The organism is Streptomyces sp. BE20 (assembly GCF_036322525.1).
Taxonomy (GTDB): domain Bacteria; phylum Actinomycetota; class Actinomycetes; order Streptomycetales; family Streptomycetaceae; genus Kitasatospora.
In genome coordinates, this window is the sequence record NZ_JAQYWW010001017.1 from 1 (window position 1) to 15,136 (window position 15,136).

Here is a 15,136-nt window from a genome sequence, read left to right on the forward strand (position 1 = left end):
GCCGTGCGCCCCCGGCGATGGGTAGCCCCCCGAGCTGTCCGGCAGGTGAGATCTTGGCGACTCGTTCGTGACGCGGGCGGGCGGGTGCTGTTGGCCCCCGCGCCCCCCCCGGGAGCAAGCGGGCCCGCGCGCGGGTGGGGCCGGGGGGGGGGGGGGGCCGCCGGGGGGGGGGGCGGGTTTGGGGGCGGGGGGGGGGGGGGGGCCAACAGCACCCGCCCGCCCGCGTCACGAACGAGTCGCCAAGATCTCACCTGCCGGACAGCTCGGGGGGCTACCCATCGCCGGGGGCGCACGGCACACTTCTACGCGCGTACCTCTACGCGCGTCACAGAGCCTGTGGGCCGCTACCGTCGGCCGTCGTCGGCCCTTGTTGACGATCCGTTCCGCCGTCCCCACCGGGAGAGTCGTCCATGCCCCTGAACCGCCGTGACTTCGTCGCCCGGTCCGCCGCCACCGCCGCGGGCGCCGCGCTGGCCGGCAGCGCCGGCCTGGCCGCCGCCTCCCCGGCCGCGGCCGCCGGTCCGGAGGAGGCCCGCGCCAAGGGCCGGAACAAGCGGCAGTCCTTCACCGTCATGGGCACCACCGACCTGCACGGCCGGGTGCTCAACTGGGACTACTTCACCGACGCGGTCTACGCGGACAAGGCGCACAACGAGGTCGGCCTCGCCAAGATCTCCACGCTGGCCAAGCAGGTCCGCGAGGAGAAGGGCTGGGACCGCACCCTGCTGATCGACGCCGGCGACACCATCCAGGGCACCCAGCTGACCTACTACTACGCCCGGGTCGAGCCGATCGCCACCGAGGCCGACACCGCGCCCGAGCACCCGATGGCGCTCGCCATGAACACCATGGAGTACACCGCCGCCGCGCTCGGCAACCACGAGTTCAACTACGGCATCGACACCCTGCGCGCCTTCGAGGAGCAGCTCGACTTCCCGCTGCTCGGCGCCAACGCGCTGAACGCCCGCAACGACAAGCCGGCCTTCCCGCCGTACGTGATCCGCAAGCTGAAGCTGGGCAACGGCCCGGCCCTCAAGGTCGGTATCCTCGGCCTCACCAACCCGGGCATCGCGATCTGGGACAAGGCGAACGTCGCCGGAAAGATGACCTTCCCGGGCATCGTCGAGACCGCCAAGGTCTGGGTGCCCCGGCTGAAGGCGGCCGGCGCGGACGTCGTCGTCGTCGCCTGCCACTCCGGCATCGACGAGGCCACCTCGTACGGCGACCAGCTGCCGTGGGCGGAGAACGCCTCCGGCGCGCTCGCCGAGCAGGTGCCCGGCATCGACGCGATCCTGGTCGGCCACGCCCACAAGGAGATCCCGCAGCGGCTGATCGCCAACAAGGAGACCGGCAAGGCCGTCGTGCTCTCCGAGCCGCTCTGCTGGGGCCAGCGGCTGACCTGCTTCGACTTCGAGGTCGAGCTGGACAAGGGCGTCTGGAAGGTCGTCTCGCTCTCGGCCCGGGTGCTGAACTCCAACACCGTCCCGGAGGACCCGGAGATCGTCGACCTGATGACCGACCAGCACAGGAAGGTCGTCGAGTACGTCAACCAGGTCATCGGCACCGCCGCGATCGAGCTCTCGATCGCCGAGGCCCCGTTCCGGGACACGCCGATCATCGACCTCATCGGCCGGGTCCAGGCCGACGTGGTCCGGGCCGCACTGGCCGGCGGCCAGTACGCCGAGCTGCCGGTCCTCGCCCAGGCCGCGCCGTTCAACCGCACCGCCGTCATCCCGGCCGGCCAGGTCAAGCTGCGCGACGCCGCCGGCCTGTACATCTACGAGAACACCCTGGAGGCCCGCGTCCTGACGGGGGCTCAGATCAAGGACTACCTGGAGTACTCGGCGAAGTACTACGCCCAGGTCGCCCCCGGCGCGCCGATCGACCGGGCCGCCCTGACCAACGCGCAGAACACCCCGGACTACAACTACGACGCGGTGTACGGCGTCTCGTACGACATCGACATCGCCCAGCCGGTCGGCTCCCGGATCGTCGGCCTCAGCTTCGAGGGCAAGCCGATCGACCCGCAGGCGCAGTTCGTCCTCGCGGTCAACAACTACCGCGCCAACGGCGGCGGCAACTTCCCGCACGTCGCGGCCGCCCAGAAGCTGTGGGCCAACTCCGACGAGATCCGCAACGCGATGATCGGGTGGGTGAAGGAGAAGGGCGTCATCGACCCGGCGGACTTCCACACCGCGTCGTGGCGCCTGGTCCGCGCCGGCCAACCGGTCTTCTAGGCCGGACTCCTGCGGACGCTTTCGCGGACCCTCCCACGGGAGGACCGGCGGACCGCCGCGCCGCCGCGTCCGCCGTACGCATCGAAGGAACAGGCCCCGGGGCCCTCGCCCCGGGGCCTGTTCCCGTCCGTGCCGCCCGCCGTTAGCCTGTCGGCATGCGCATCATCGCCAGCTGGCCGCTGGACGGCGAGCCCCCGGCCACCGTGCCGGCCGAGTTCCGCGAGCCCTGCACCCTGGTGGGGCGGGACCTGCTGCGCACGCTCGCCGACCGCGAGCTGCCACCGGGCGTCCGCTGGGAGCTCGCGGAGGAGCACTACTCCGGCTTCCTGCTGGGGCTGGGCGCACAGCACCCGCTGTTCACCCACGACACGGACCCCTACCTCCCGCCCGGCCCGCTCACCGCGTACGTGGCGGAGCAGGTCCAGGACCACCTGGCCGGTTACGAGTTCGTCCAGTGGCCGCCCTGCCCGGGGCACACCCACCTGCTGGAACCGGCCGCCGGCGGACCGGACGGGACGGCCTGGTGGCACTGCCGGACATCCCGGGCCGCCGTCACCCGGGTCGGCGAACTGCCCCCCGGCTAGCGGGCGTTCACTCCCCCAGCCGGCTCAACTCCCCCAGCCGGGTCAACTCCCCCATCGCCGAACGTTCCAGGGCCGCCAGCTCCCGCAGCAGCGCGCCCGCCTCGACCAGCTGCGCCGCCTCACCGGAGGTGCCGGCGGCGGCCACCAGCCGGGCCACCTCCGTCCAGCCCCGCGCCGCCTCCGCGTACTGCGCGTGGGCGACCCGGATGCGCGGGTCGTCCAGGAGTTCCACGCACTCGCCGAGGAAGCCCCGGTAAAGGTTGCGGAACAGCGCGCCACCGGTACCGGCCAGCTCCATCATCCGGGCGGCCTGCGGCAGTCGGATCTCCGGCCGGTCGGCGCGCGCCTGCCAGCCCGGCACCAGCGCCGCCGCCTTGTCGACACCCCGGTGGCCGAGGTTGGCGATCGGTGGGTGGAGGAACGCGTCGGCGCAGGCGGTGAGCGCGGGCACCATCGCCTCCCGCACCAGCCTCTCCCGCGCCAACGGCCCCTGGAACCCGGCCGGTTCGCCCCGCAGGGCGAGCGTGAACGAGCGGTTCCGCGCCGTCATCGGCCCGCGCTCGGCGCGCGCCGCGGCCAGCGAGGCGAGGCTGGTGGTGACGGCGCCGCCCTGCTGCTCGGTGTCGACCAGGTGCGCGTCCCGGCCGTCATGGCCGTACATCGCGACGACGTGCCCGCCGAAGTGGACCTTCGAGGTGAAGTACTCCAGGTGGTAGCTGTCCACCTGGAGCCCGACCGGCCGGCCGGCGTCGAGTTCGGCGGCCACGTTCTCCCAGGCCCGGCGCGCGGATCCGGTCTCCTTGACCACGAGCTCCAGCCCGAGGCGCCCGGCCAGGTTCCGGGTCAGTTCGAACGGCCTGACCCGGCCGCCGAGGAACGGGAAGTCCAGGCCCTTGCCGTCCCAGTAGACGAACGACAGCCCGGCCCCGAGCCCGAACAGCATCGGTTCGGACAGGTCCAGGCCCTCGTGGCGCAGCAGCACCCCCAGGGCGGTCGTCTCGCAGTGCTTCGCCCCGCGCGGCTCCGTCATGTCGCGTCCTCCTCGACCCGTACGACCAACCTGGTCATCCATTCCTCGTCCGGCGCCTCACCGGGGCCGACCAGGTACGCCTCCCGGACCGGGGGCACCGGGCGCAGCCCGCGCTCGTGCACGGCGGAGAGCAGCGCGTGGTAGGCGAGCGGCAGTCGGGAGTACGGGCCGTGGTGCACGGTCTCGACGACCGGCCCGCCGGGCAGCACCTCGTACGCGAGGCCCCGCTCCACCCGTCCCCCCTCCGGTGACCCCTCCGGCGCCCCGGCCTGCGTCCCGACCGGCGTCCCGACGCCTTCCGTCGCCGGTAGCGCCGCCTCCACTTCCGCCCCGACGGCGATCCGCATCCCGTCCCCCAGGTCCAGCGGGAACAGACCCCAGAGCGGGGGGCTCCACTGCGGGTCACCCGGTCCGCCCGGACCGGCGAGACCGGCCAGCAGCGCCCCGACGCACGCGCCGACCCGTTCCCCCAGCTCCGCGGGCCCGGCGGTCGCCCGAACCACCGCGAGCCGCCGGTCCGGCTCCCGGCCGCGGACGACCTCGTAGCCGGGCAGACCGCCGCCGTCGGCGAGACGTTCCAGCAGGTCCAGCCGGGCCCGGTCGCGGGTGATCCGTTCGGCGACGCGGTCGCGTTCGGCGCGCAGCAGGCGCGCGCGGTCGGGAGGCTCGGCGCAGAGGGTGGCGGCGATCACCGCCAGCGGGAGGTCGAGTTCGCGCAGCAGCACGATGGTGAGGGCGTCACGGGCCTGCCCGGGCGCGTAGTAGCGGTAGCCGGTGGCGGCGTCGACCCGGGCGGGGGCCAGCAGGCCGGTCTCGTCGTAGTGGCGGAGCTGTTTGACGCTCAGACGGCAGAGCCGGGCGAAGCGCCCGATGGTGAGGAGTTCGTCGTGGTCTGGCACCCCGCCATCGTGGACCCTCCCTCCGGGGGAGAGTCCACTTCGGCGGGGCCGCCCGAGCGGACGGCCTGGGCCGTCCGGACGGGCCCAGGCGGCCGGCCGGCGAGACGCTGGGACATCTTCCGGAGACAGCAGGATATTCATCCGCGCTCACGGCCTTCCTACTGTTGGAGACGTCACCAGCGGATCGCCCCGGCAGAGAAGGAACAGTCCCATGCGCGCAGTCATCCAGAAGTCCGTCGGCGGCCCGGAGGTCCTGGAGGTCGTCGAGATCGACCGTCCCTCCCCGCTCGGCGCCGAGGTTCTCGTCCGGGTCCACGCCAGCGGCGTCAACCCGGTGGACGCGGCGGTCCGTTCGGGCAACTACCCGCTGCTCGGCGAGCCGCCGTTCGGGGTCGGCTGGGACATCTCGGGCGTGGTCGAGGCGGTCGGCCCGGGCGCCCGTTTCAAGCCGGGCGACGAGGTGTTCGGGCTGCCGTTCTTCCCGCGGGCCGCCACCGGCTACGCCGAGTACGTGGCGGTCCCGTCCCGCCAGGTGGCCCGCAAGCCCGCCTCGCTGGACCACGTGCAGGCGGCGGCCCTGCCGCTGGCGGCGCTGACCGCCTGGCAGGGCCTGGTGGACGCGGCGCGGCTCTCCGAGGGCGAGCGGGTGCTGATCCACCGTGCGGCGGGCGGCGTCGGCCACCTCGCCGTCCAGATCGCCACGGCCCGGGGCGCCCACGTGATCGCGCTGGCGAGCGAGCCGAAGCACGCGTTCGTGCGCGGACTCGGCGCCGACGAGGTGATCGACTACCGGGCCGACGGCTACCTGGAGGCGGTCGGCGAGGTCGACGTGGTCTTCGACTCCTCTTCGCAGGGCACCGCCTCACTGCGGGTGCTGCGGCCGGGCGGCGTGCTCGTCTCGATCATGGAGCACTGGAACACCGCGCTCGCCGCCGAGGTGGAGGCCGCCGGGCGCCGGTTCGCGGGTATCTCGGTGGAGCCGGACTACGCCTCGCTGGAGGCGATCGCCAAGCTGGTCGACGAGGGCCGGATCCGGCCGCACATCGCCGACACCTTCCCGCTGGAGGAGGCGGGCAAGGCCCACGAGCTGATCGCCTCGGGGCGGACCCAGGGCAAGATCGTCCTCACCGTCGCCTGAGCCCGGGCTTCTAGGCTGCGGACATGCGTCACCTGACCGGGGAGAACACGTGGACATCCTGACCGAGGCGTTGAGCTCGATGCGGACGGGGCAGCCCACCTCCGTCCGCACCGAGGGGCGGGCGCCCTGGGGGCTGCGTCTTCCCCCGGTCGCGGGCGCCGGGTTCCACGTGGTGCTGTACGGAACGTGCTGGCTGGTCCCGCTGGACGACGCCCCCGGGCTGGCGCCGGTCGCGCTCAGCCCGGGGGACGTGGTCTTCCTGCGGGACGGTCGCGGCCACATCCTCGCCGACCACCCGGACACCCCGGCCGTCCCGGAACGGCCGGACCAGTTCCGGCCGAGCCTGCCGATCGGCACGGTCTCCATCGGCGGCGACGGGCCGCGCACCAGCCTGCTGTGCGGCAACTACCACCTGGACCAGGGGCGCCCGCACCCCTTGGTGCGCCAGCTGCCGGAGATCATCCACCTGCCGACCCGGCACGGCCGGCACCCCGAACTCAGCGCGGCCGTGCAGCTGTTGGGCGCCGAGCTGGAGAACCCCAGGATCGGCTCGACCGGTATCGTCCCGGCCCTGATCGACTCGTTGCTCCTCTACATCCTGCGGGCGTGGTTCGAGGACCGGCCTGCGGCGACGGCCGCCGGCTGGGCGGCGGCCCTCGGCGACGCGGCCGTCGCCCCGGCGCTCACCGCCATCCACGAGGCGCCGTCCACCGCGTGGACGGTGGAGTCCCTGGCGGGCCGCGTGGGCCTCTCCCGGGCGGCCTTCGCCCGCCGCTTCACCCACCTCGTCGGCGAGCCGCCCATGGCCTACCTCACCCGGTGGCGGATGACCACGGCCGCCCGGCTGCTGCGCGAGTCCGAGGCCCCGCTCACCACCGTCGCCGCCCAGACCGGTTACGGCTCGGAGTACGCCTTCGCCAAGGCGTTCAAGCGCGAGTACGGGCAGGCCCCCGGCGGCTACCGCCGCGAGGCCCGCACGGCGTAGGGCCTGCCCGCCGGGGCCCCCGCCGGGCGCGCCGGAACGGGGGCGGCGGAACGGGGGCGGCGGAACGGGGGTGGCGGCCTCCCGCCCGGGCGCCGCAGTCCCCCCGCGCGCCCGGACGGTGCGGCTCGGCGAACGGTGCGGCTCAGACCCTGCCGAACAGCTCGATGTACTGCGCGGTGAACAGGTCGCCGCCCTTGTACTGGGCGACCGTGGCCGCCGGGGCGAAGAACGGCCCGTCGGGTCCGGGCAGCTGGCCGACACCGCCCCGCGGGCCCAGCGGCACCAGCATCGCCGCGTGGGACAGCGGCTGGTAGACCGCCTCGGCCGGCTCGCCCTTCAGCTGGGCGAGGATGTTCCGCGCCACCACCTCGGCGTGCCGGCCCGCGTTGCCCGCCATCTTGGGCTCGGCGACGTCCGTGAGGTCGCCGACCGCGTACACGTGCGGGTGGCCTTCGACGGCGAGGGTCTCGCCGACCCGGACCTGGCCCAGCTCGGTGCGCTCCAGCAGCAGGCCGTCGGCGAGGTAGTCGCTGTTGACCCGCACGCCGTACGCGCGGAACCAGATGTCGGCGGTGATCTCCGCGCCGTCCGTGGTGGCGACGGTGAACTCCCCGGCCCGGCCCGGTTCGGTGGCGGGCTGCCCGGCGAGGCCGGTGCCCAGGCGAAGCCGCACGCCCAGCTCGTCCAGCTGCCGGTGCAGGTCCTCGCGCACCTCGGGCAGGAAGGCCGGGAGCAGCCGGTCGGCCGGGTCGAGGACGGTGACGTCCTTCGTCGGCCAGACCTCCTTGATCTCGCCGGCGAGCTCCAGCCCGACCGGTCCGGCGCCGACGATCAGGACCCGGGCGGCGGCGGCCAGTTCCTTGTGGGTCCCGTGGAGGTGCTCCAGCGCCTCGCCGGCGGAGTCGGCGGTGGGCTTGGCCGGGTAGGCGTAGGTCGAGCCGGTGGCGAGCACCAGGTAGTCGGCCTCGACGCGTCGGCCGGAGGCCAGGGTGACGCCGCCGGGGTCCACCGAGGCGGCACGGTCGCGGATCACCTCGCCCCGGGCGAGCAGCGTGTCGTACGGGAAGAAGATGTTGCCCGCCCAGTCGGGCCGGACGAGCGCCCGCAGCGACCCGACGGCGTTGACGAAGGCGTCGCGCGGGTCGATCAGGACGACGTCGGCCTCGGCGTCGAGCGCCTTGGCCACCGCGGTTCCCCCGTACCCTCCGCCGACCACTACAACGGTACGACTCATGTCCCTTGCCCCCAAGCAGAAAAGAGTTGCAGTTCGCTCCACGAACATATTAGTTCGTTTCGCGAACTGCAACCCCTTCCGGCGAAAAGCCGGGCCTCAGCACGTGTGGCCGGCGCACCCCCCGACGCCTACGCCCGACTCTCCGAAGACCGCGGGCACCTTGTTGTCCAGCACCACCCGGCCGAGCAGGTCGGTGAGCACCTCCCGCTCGCCGGGGGCCAGGCCGTCCGGCAGCGCCTCGATCCGGCGGCAGGTCTCGGTGTGGAACTCCTCGGCCAGCACGGCACCCTCGGGCGTCAGCGCGACCCGCACCGCGCGCGCGTCCTCCGCGCAGCTCTCCCGCCGCACCAGACCGTTGCGCTCGGTGCGGTCGACCAGGCCGGTGAGGCTCGACTTGGCCAGCCGCAGGACCGACCCGAGCTCACCCATCACGAACGACCGCGCCATCAGCACGCAGAGCAGCTGACCCTGCTGCGGCGTGATCCCGTGGTCCCGCGCGGACTCCGTGTACACCGTGTCCACCAGGAACGCCGTCCGCACCAGCGCCCCCACGATCCCGATCCGGTCGTCATCACTCTTGTCCACCCGCCCAGACTAGCAGTCGGGCACCTTACAATTCGCGGTACGAACTATCCGTGACGCAGCCCGCCGCGTCCGAGAATGACCGCATGACCAGAGTCCACGCCGCCGAACGGCACGCCTGGTTGCCGGCCCGCGCGTAGAGCCTCACCCCTCCGTCGGGGTGGAGGATCGAGGCCACCGGCGACGAGATCATCATGACGGCCGGCCGTCCGTGATCCACCAGCGGAACCTGCTGCTCGTCCGCCGCCGGTCCGACGCCCGCCGCCCCGCCGATCCGATGCCCCGCGGGAACACCGACCTCGCCTCGCCCCGCACCGGCAAGCTCCGCAGTCCCGACCTCACCTACGTCCCGATCGCCACCGTCGAGCCGGGCGGCAACCACGTGCCCGCCGAACTGCTCCGCCACCCGTCGGCCCGACGGCCGCGAGGCCGGGACCGCCGCCCTACCGCTTCTCGCCGACGCCCGCCCAGATGCCCACCTGGGAGTCGGTGGACTGCTCGGGCCCGTCGGGGCGCCAGAGCGGCGCGGTGACCAGGCCGGGCTCGGCCAGGTCCAGGCCGTCGAAGAAGCGCAGCACCTGCGCGCGGCTGCGCATGGTCAGCTGTGCGGTGGCGCTGCGGTAGACGGCCGGGCCGCGGGAGGCGTCGACGTCGGGGGTGAAGTCGAGAGTGCCGTGCGAGAGGACGAGGCGGCTGCCGGCCGGCAGCGCGTCCACGAGGGTGCGCACGATGCCGTACGGGTCGCGCTCCTCGTCGACGAAGTGCAGCACGGCGACGAGCAGCAGGCCGATCGGCTCCCCGGAGTCGAGCGCCCTGCGCACCTCGGGGGTCGCCAGGATCGCCGCGGGGTCACGCAGGTCGGCCTGGACCACGGAGGTGCTCCCGGCGGCGGTTCCGCTCAGCAGGGCGCGCCCGTGGACCAGCACGATCGGATCGTTGTCCAGGTAGACCACCCGCGCGTCGGGGTTCACCGCCTGGGCGATCTCGTGCGTGTTGCCGGCGCTCGGGATCCCGGTGCCGACGTCGACGAACTGCCGGATGCCCTCGGTGGCGAGCTGTCGCACGGCGCGGCCGAGGAAGGCCCGGTTGGCGACGGCGCTGATCCGCACCAGCGGGCTGATCGCGAGGACCTTCTCCGCGGCCGCGCGGTCGGCGGGGAAGTTGTCCTTGCCCCCGAGGTAGTAGTCGTACATCCGGGCGGGGTGCGGGATCTCCGGACGGAGGTCGGTGGGCGGGCGGGCCTCGTCGCCCTCACCGCCGACGAGCCAGTCCCGGCCGATCTCCTGATAGTCGGTCATCCCCGATACCCCCTGGGTCCGTTCCGGTCATATGCCGGGCAGCATAGGGCATCTGCCGTACACCTACGGAAACAAGGTGGAACCCGGCCGTCCGCCCGCCACGGCGGGGGGACGGCCGGGCCCGTACGGCCGCACCGGCCGCGGCGCCTCAGAACGGGAAGCGGCTGCGTCCGTGCTGGATCGAGATCCACTTCACCGTGGTGAACGCGTCGACCGTGGACTCGCCGTTGAGCCGGCCGACGCCCGAGTTCTTCTCCCCGCCGAAGGGCACGATCGCCTCGTCCGCGATCGTGCCGTCGTTGACGTGGATCATGCCGGTCTCGATCCGCTGCGCCACCCGCACGCCGCGCTCGACGTCGGCGGTGTGCACCGCGCCGCTGAGCCCGAACGGGGTGTCGTTGGCGATCCGCACCGCCTCGTCCTCGCCGTCGAACGGCACCACCAGCACCACCGGCCCGAACAGCTCGCGCCGCAGGATCGGCGCGTCGGCCGGCAGGTCGCCGAGGACGACCGGGTCCATCAGGCTGCCGTTGGTCTCGCCGCGCAGCAGCGCCGTGGCGCCGGCGGCGAGCGCCTGGTCGACCTCGGCCCCGATGGCGGCAGCCTGGACGGGGTTGATCAGCGGGCCGATCTGGGTGGCCGGGTCCTTGGGGTCGCCGACCTTCAGGCCGGCGACCTTGGCGACGAACCTGGCGGTGAACTCCTCCGCCACGCTGCGGTCGACGAGGATCCGGTTGGCGGCCATGCAGACCTGGCCCTGGTGGGCGAAGCGGCTGAACACGGCGGCGGCGACCGCGTAGTCGAGGTCGGCGTCGTCCAGCACGATCAGCGCGCTGTTGCCGCCCAGCTCCAGCACGGTCCGCTTGAAGTGCGAGGCGGCGACGGTGGCGACGTGCCGGCCGACCTTGTCGGAGCCGGTGAAGGAGATCACCTTCGGCACCGGGTGCTCGATGAACGCGTCGCCGATCTCGGCGATGTCCGTGACCACGACGTTGAACAGGCCGGCCGGCAGGCCCGCCTCCTCGAAGATCTTGGCGAGCAGGGTGCCGCCGACCACCGGGGTCTCCTGGTGCGGCTTGAGCACCACGCCGTTGCCGAGCGCCAGCGCGGGCGCCACGGCCTTGATCGAGAGGAACAGCGGGAAGTTGAACGGGCTGATCACGCCGACCACGCCGACCGGCAGGCGGTAGAGCCGGTTCTCCTTGCCGTCGACCGGCGAGGGCAGCAGCCGGCCCTCGGCGCGCAGCGCCAGCTGCATCGCCTCGCGCAGCATGTCCTTGGTGAGGGCGAGTTCGAACCCGGCCTTGAGCGCGGTGCCGCCGAGCTCGACCATGATGGCCTCGGTGATCTCCTGCTCGCGCTCCTCGACGATCCGCAGCGCGCGCTCGAAGACCAGCCGGCGGGCGTACGGGTTGGTGGCCGCCCACTCCTTCTGCGCCCGTTCGGCGGCCCGGTACGCCTGGTCGACCTCGTCGACGGTGGCGACCGTGACGGTGGCGATCTTGTCACCGGTGAACGGGTCGACGTCGACGATGTCCCAGGAGCCGCTGCCATTGCGCCACTCGCCGTCGATGTACTGCAGCGCCAACTCGGAAAGGTACGACATCTAAGTCCCTCTCGTGCCGATTCGTGAACGCCCGCGAGCAGTTCGCGATCAGATCTGATCGAGGCTCATCGTACTGAGCGTCTACAGCTCTTGGCGTACGGAGCGAAGAAGTTCCCGTGTCCGGTCGAGGGAGAGACTGTCGGCCAGCAGGCCGTCCATCGCACCGGCGTACTCGGCCACCTCGGCCGGCTTGTCCAGGTAGAGCGCGGTGGTGAACTGCTCCAGGTAGACGATGTCGGGGAGGTCCTGGTCGTCGAAGGTCAGCACGGAGAACGCGCCGCCCTCCGCCCGCAGGCCGCCGAACCCCAGCGGCATCACCTGGAGCACCACGTTGGGCAGTTCGGTCAGCTCCAGCAGCCGGTCGACCTGGGCCCGCATCAGCTCCGGCCCGCCCCAGGGGCGACGCAGCACGGCCTCGTCCAGCACCGCGAGCAGCCGGGGCGACTGCTCGGCGGTCAGCACCGCCTGCCGCTTGAGCCGCACCTCCACCCGGCGCTCGATCTCCTCCGCCTCGGTGACGTGCCCGCCGTGGGTGATCACCGCCCGCGCGTAGTCGGCGGTCTGCAGCAGCCCGTGCACGAACTGGACCTCGTAGCTGCGGATCAGGGTGGCCGCCTCCTCCAGCCCCAGGTAGTTCTGGAACCAGCCCGGCAGGACGTCCCCGTACCCCTGCCACCAGGAGGTGGCGTTGGCGGCGCGGACCAGCCCCAGTACCGAGGCCCGTTCCTGCTCCGCCTCGACGCCGTACAGCGTCAGCAGGTCGGCGACGTCGCGCTCCTTGAAGCCGACCCGGCCGAGCTCCATCCGGCTGATCTTCGACTCGGAGGCCCGGATCGAGTACCCGGCCTCCTCGCGGCTGACTCCCCTCGCCTCCCGGAGCCGGCGCAGCTGTGACCCCAGCAGCAGACGCCGCACCGTGGCACCGCCGCCCGCCTGAGTCGCACTCATCGCCTCAACCTCCGCACCTCGCGCAGCCCCCCGGCCGTCGGCCGCAGTCTTCCATCAGGGACCGACAAACAACAGTCCTCGGTACGCCCCCGCGAACAGCCCGCCCGACGCGGTCCCCGGTGACCCGGCCGCCGTCGGCTTCGCGCCCGGGGCCGACCTGCCGCCCGGACACGCGCGGTAGTTGTCCCGTAGCTGCTCGGATTGCACTCTAGCCGTCGGACGGCCCTCTGGACATCCCCGGATCCCGGTCACCGCAAGCGTTCCAGCCGCATCAGGGCGGGAACGGCGGCCAGGCTCAGGACGAGCAGGAAGATCCAGGGCAGCGCGGTGCCGTGGCCGAGGAGGAGGGTGAGGAGTCCGGGGGCGACGGCCTGGCCGAGGTTCCAGGAGAGCTGGTAGACGGCGAGGTAGCGGCCGCGGCGGGCCGGGTCGGCGAGCGAGACGGAGAGTTCCTCGGCGTAGGGGGTGGAGACGGTCTCGGCGAGGTTGTAGACGGCCATCGCCAGGTAGAGGCCGGCCAGGACGGCCCAGCCGGGGGCGGCGGCCACGGCGGCGAAGAGGCCGAAGGCGACGGCGTTGAGCAGCGCGCCGGCCGCCACCACCCGGGTCGGCCGGAACCGTTCCAGCCGGCGGGCGACGGCGCTCTGGGTGAGCACCACCTGGACGCCGTTGAGGACGAGCAGCGAGCCGGCCACCCAGGCCTCCCGGTGCAGGCCCTCGACCAGGTAGACGGCCAGCAGCATGCTGATGATCATCGAGCCGAAGACGAAGGTGAGGTTGACGGCCACCAGCAGCAGGTACCGCCGGTCCCGGAGCACCGCCCGGTAGCCGCCGCGCTCGCGGGCGGCGGGCGCCGCGCCCCGGTCCGCCCCCGCGGCCCCGTCCGGGCCCCTCCCCGGGGCCGCAGCGGCCGCCGGGCGCCAGGAGGCCAGCATGGCCGAGGCCAGGGCGAAGCTGACCGCGTTGAGCACCACCAGCGCCCGCAGCCCGCCCGTGCCGCCCCCGGCCACCAGGACGGCGCCCAGGGCCCCGCCGAGCCCCATCCCGGTGTTGCGCAGGGTCTGGACGAGCGCGAACCAGCGGGTCCGCTCGCCCTCGGCCGAGGCGAGCACCACCAGCCCGCTGCTGGACGTCCAGTAGCCGACGTGCCCGATCTGGGCCAGCAGGCAGACCAGCACGATCTGCCACAGCTGCCCGGCGACCAGGTAGCCCGCGAAGGCGACGGCGGAGAGTGCGTTGCCGCAGACGGCCGTGGTCCGGGCGCCGTAACGGTCGATCAGCGGGCCGACGACGATCGCGGTGGGCAGCGCCAGCAACCGGGCGGCGGAGACGGCGGCGCCGATCGCCGGCACGGTGAGGGAGGTGGTGCGGGCGAAGTAGACGAGGGTGAAGGCGAGGATCAGACCGGTGCCGAGGCTGTCCACGAGGTGGGCGGCGATCAGCCGGTGGCGGCCGGTGGTGACGGGGAGTCCGAGGCGGTCCCGGAGTGCGACAGGCGCAACGGTGGTGGTCATGGGCCGAGCCTTTCGGCGATGATCGACCGCGCCCAGAGATTCGACCCTGCTCGAATCCTCGCCGCTCGCTCCCCGCTCCCCGCCGGAGGACCTCGTGCTCACCCTGGACTTCTCCGCCCAGGACGTCGCCGCCACCCGGTTCGCGTGCTCGCGCCTCCTGGAGGTGGTGACCAGCGTCCAGGTCCTCAAGGACCCGGGCGCCAAGGCCGTCCACCTGCCGTGGGTGCGCCGCACCCGCGAGCGGCTGGCCGCGGCCGGCGTCCGCCACGACCTGCTCTCCCAGCTCGTCCCGATGCCGGCCTGGCACCTGCCCGGCTTCCTCATCCCGATGCCGTCCGCCACCGCGCCCGACCTGGAGACCGAGCTGGCCCTCCTGGCCTCCACCACGCCCGCCGCCGTCCGCACCGGCCTCGCCCCGCTGGCCGAACCGCTGCCCCCGCTGGTCGCCGCACTGCGGGCCGACCCCGGGGCCGGCATCGCCCGGCTGGTGGCCGAGGTCCGGGCGTACTGGGCGGTGGCCGTCGCGCCGTACTGGCCCCGCATCGAGCGGCTGGCGGAGGGCGAGATCCTGTACCGGGCGCGGCGGATGGCGGCGGCGGGGCCGGCGGCGCTGTTCGAGGGGCTGCACCACAAGGTGAGCTGGCGGGACGGCCGGCTGACGCTGGCCCAGCGCCGCTACGACATCGAGGAGCGGCTGGACGCGGGCCGGGGGCTGGTGCTGGTCCCGTGCGCGTTCATCTGGCCCGGCATGGTCTGGCAGAGCGGGAACGCCGGCCAGCCCGGCCTGGTCTACCCGCCCCGGGGCGTGGCCACGCTCTGGGAGACCACCGGCCCCACCGTCCCCGAGGGGCTGGCCCGGGTCATCGGCCGCACCCGCGCCCGGCTGCTCGCCGAACTCGCCGCGCCCGCCTCCACCACCGAGCTGGCCGCCCGGACCGGCCTCTCCCCCGCCAACGTCTCCCACCACCTCACGGCCCTGCGCGGGGCCGGCCTCACCGCCCGGCACCGCACCGGCCGCACGGTGCTGTACGCCCGCACCGAGGCGTCCGAACTCCTGCTGGACGGCCGCTAGCCGACGCGA

The 15,136-nt window shown here is 73.5% G+C and carries 14 protein-coding genes; 5 read left to right on the plus strand and 9 right to left on the minus strand.

The features are described 5' to 3' along the window. The first annotated feature begins 410 nt into the window (after positions 1 to 410). Together PUR61_RS27265 and PUR61_RS27270 are read left to right on the plus strand one after the other, a co-directional pair. A complete protein-coding gene (locus PUR61_RS27265) occupies positions 411 to 2,237 on the plus strand; it encodes a bifunctional metallophosphatase/5'-nucleotidase (RefSeq protein WP_329882072.1) in 1,827 nt (608 codons plus the stop codon). A 155-nt stretch (positions 2,238 to 2,392) separates the two neighbouring features. After that, positions 2,393 to 2,821: a hypothetical protein gene (locus PUR61_RS27270; RefSeq protein ID WP_329882073.1), complete on the plus strand. Its 429-nt coding sequence runs from the start codon at positions 2,393 to 2,395 to the stop codon at positions 2,819 to 2,821. A gap of 7 nt (positions 2,822 to 2,828) precedes the next feature. On the opposite strand, the gene PUR61_RS27275 is transcribed toward PUR61_RS27270, so the two are convergent. Together PUR61_RS27275 and PUR61_RS27280 are read right to left on the minus strand one after the other, a co-directional pair. Continuing rightward, positions 2,829 to 3,851: a BtrH N-terminal domain-containing protein gene (locus PUR61_RS27275; protein WP_329882074.1), complete on the minus strand. Its 1,023-nt coding sequence runs from the start codon at positions 3,849 to 3,851 to the stop codon at positions 2,829 to 2,831. Further along, positions 3,848 to 4,750 carry a MerR family transcriptional regulator gene (locus PUR61_RS27280; RefSeq protein WP_329882075.1) on the minus strand — a complete coding sequence of 301 codons (903 nt, stop codon included), beginning with the start codon at positions 4,748 to 4,750 and terminating at the stop codon, positions 3,848 to 3,850. The genes PUR61_RS27275 and PUR61_RS27280 overlap by 4 nt, the downstream gene beginning before the upstream one ends. 211 nt (positions 4,751 to 4,961) lie before the next feature. Between PUR61_RS27280 and PUR61_RS27285 the strand changes: the two genes are divergently transcribed. Together PUR61_RS27285 and PUR61_RS27290 are read left to right on the plus strand one after the other, a co-directional pair. After that, complete coding sequence (locus PUR61_RS27285) at positions 4,962 to 5,888, plus strand: NADP-dependent oxidoreductase (RefSeq protein ID WP_329882076.1); 927 nt, start codon at positions 4,962 to 4,964, stop codon at positions 5,886 to 5,888. 49 nt (positions 5,889 to 5,937) lie between these two features. Next, the gene (locus tag PUR61_RS27290; protein WP_329882077.1) at positions 5,938 to 6,873 is read left to right on the plus strand and encodes an AraC family transcriptional regulator; all 936 of its coding nucleotides are present in this window, start codon (positions 5,938 to 5,940) and stop codon (positions 6,871 to 6,873) included. 142 nt (positions 6,874 to 7,015) lie between these two features. Here PUR61_RS27290 and PUR61_RS27295 read toward each other — a convergent pair whose 3' ends face one another. The 7 genes from PUR61_RS27295 to PUR61_RS27325 form a co-directional block, all read right to left on the minus strand. Next, entirely contained in the window at positions 7,016 to 8,107 is a 1,092-nt protein-coding gene (locus PUR61_RS27295; RefSeq protein ID WP_329882078.1) for an NAD(P)/FAD-dependent oxidoreductase, read from the minus strand. A 96-nt stretch (positions 8,108 to 8,203) separates the two neighbouring features. Beyond that, a complete protein-coding gene (locus PUR61_RS27300; RefSeq protein ID WP_443035243.1) occupies positions 8,204 to 8,692 on the minus strand; it encodes a MarR family winged helix-turn-helix transcriptional regulator in 489 nt (162 codons plus the stop codon). A 25-nt stretch (positions 8,693 to 8,717) separates the two neighbouring features. After that, on the minus strand, positions 8,718 to 9,095 hold the full coding sequence (locus PUR61_RS27305; RefSeq protein WP_329882079.1) for a hypothetical protein: 378 nt from the start codon (positions 9,093 to 9,095) through the stop codon (positions 8,718 to 8,720). Positions 9,096 to 9,132: 37 nt separating this feature from the next. Beyond that, complete coding sequence (locus tag PUR61_RS27310; protein ID WP_329882080.1) at positions 9,133 to 9,987, minus strand: SAM-dependent methyltransferase; 855 nt, start codon at positions 9,985 to 9,987, stop codon at positions 9,133 to 9,135. A gap of 148 nt (positions 9,988 to 10,135) precedes the next feature. Next, positions 10,136 to 11,593 carry an aldehyde dehydrogenase family protein gene (locus PUR61_RS27315; protein ID WP_329882081.1) on the minus strand — a complete coding sequence of 486 codons (1,458 nt, stop codon included), beginning with the start codon at positions 11,591 to 11,593 and terminating at the stop codon, positions 10,136 to 10,138. Positions 11,594 to 11,674: 81 nt separating this feature from the next. Then, on the minus strand, positions 11,675 to 12,541 hold the full coding sequence (locus PUR61_RS27320; protein ID WP_329882082.1) for a helix-turn-helix domain-containing protein: 867 nt from the start codon (positions 12,539 to 12,541) through the stop codon (positions 11,675 to 11,677). A 248-nt stretch (positions 12,542 to 12,789) separates the two neighbouring features. Beyond that, positions 12,790 to 14,055, minus strand: coding sequence for an MFS transporter (locus PUR61_RS27325; protein WP_329882083.1), 1,266 nt, complete (start codon positions 14,053 to 14,055; stop codon positions 12,790 to 12,792). Positions 14,056 to 14,149: 94 nt separating this feature from the next. Between PUR61_RS27325 and PUR61_RS27330 the strand changes: the two genes are divergently transcribed. After that, positions 14,150 to 15,127, plus strand: a complete 978-nt coding sequence (locus tag PUR61_RS27330; RefSeq protein ID WP_329882084.1) for a winged helix-turn-helix domain-containing protein — start codon at positions 14,150 to 14,152, stop codon at positions 15,125 to 15,127. The last annotated feature ends 9 nt before the right edge of the window (positions 15,128 to 15,136 follow it).

Bases quoted from the DNA above. Each gene is read 5' to 3' on its own strand.
- PUR61_RS27265 (WP_329882072.1), top strand. From the start codon at position 411: ATGCCCCTGAACCGCCGTGACTTCGTCGCCCGGTCCGCCGCCACCGCC.
- PUR61_RS27270 (WP_329882073.1), top strand. From the start codon at position 2,393: ATGCGCATCATCGCCAGCTGGCCGCTGGACGGCGAGCCCCCGGCCACC.
- PUR61_RS27275 (WP_329882074.1), bottom strand. From the start codon at position 3,851: ATGACGGAGCCGCGCGGGGCGAAGCACTGCGAGACGACCGCCCTGGGG.
- PUR61_RS27285 (WP_329882076.1), top strand. From the start codon at position 4,962: ATGCGCGCAGTCATCCAGAAGTCCGTCGGCGGCCCGGAGGTCCTGGAG.
- PUR61_RS27295 (WP_329882078.1), bottom strand. From the start codon at position 8,107: ATGAGTCGTACCGTTGTAGTGGTCGGCGGAGGGTACGGGGGAACCGCG.
- PUR61_RS27310 (WP_329882080.1), bottom strand. From the start codon at position 9,987: ATGACCGACTATCAGGAGATCGGCCGGGACTGGCTCGTCGGCGGTGAG.
- PUR61_RS27315 (WP_329882081.1), bottom strand. From the start codon at position 11,593: ATGTCGTACCTTTCCGAGTTGGCGCTGCAGTACATCGACGGCGAGTGG.
- PUR61_RS27320 (WP_329882082.1), bottom strand. From the start codon at position 12,541: ATGAGTGCGACTCAGGCGGGCGGCGGTGCCACGGTGCGGCGTCTGCTG.
- PUR61_RS27325 (WP_329882083.1), bottom strand. From the start codon at position 14,055: ATGACCACCACCGTTGCGCCTGTCGCACTCCGGGACCGCCTCGGACTC.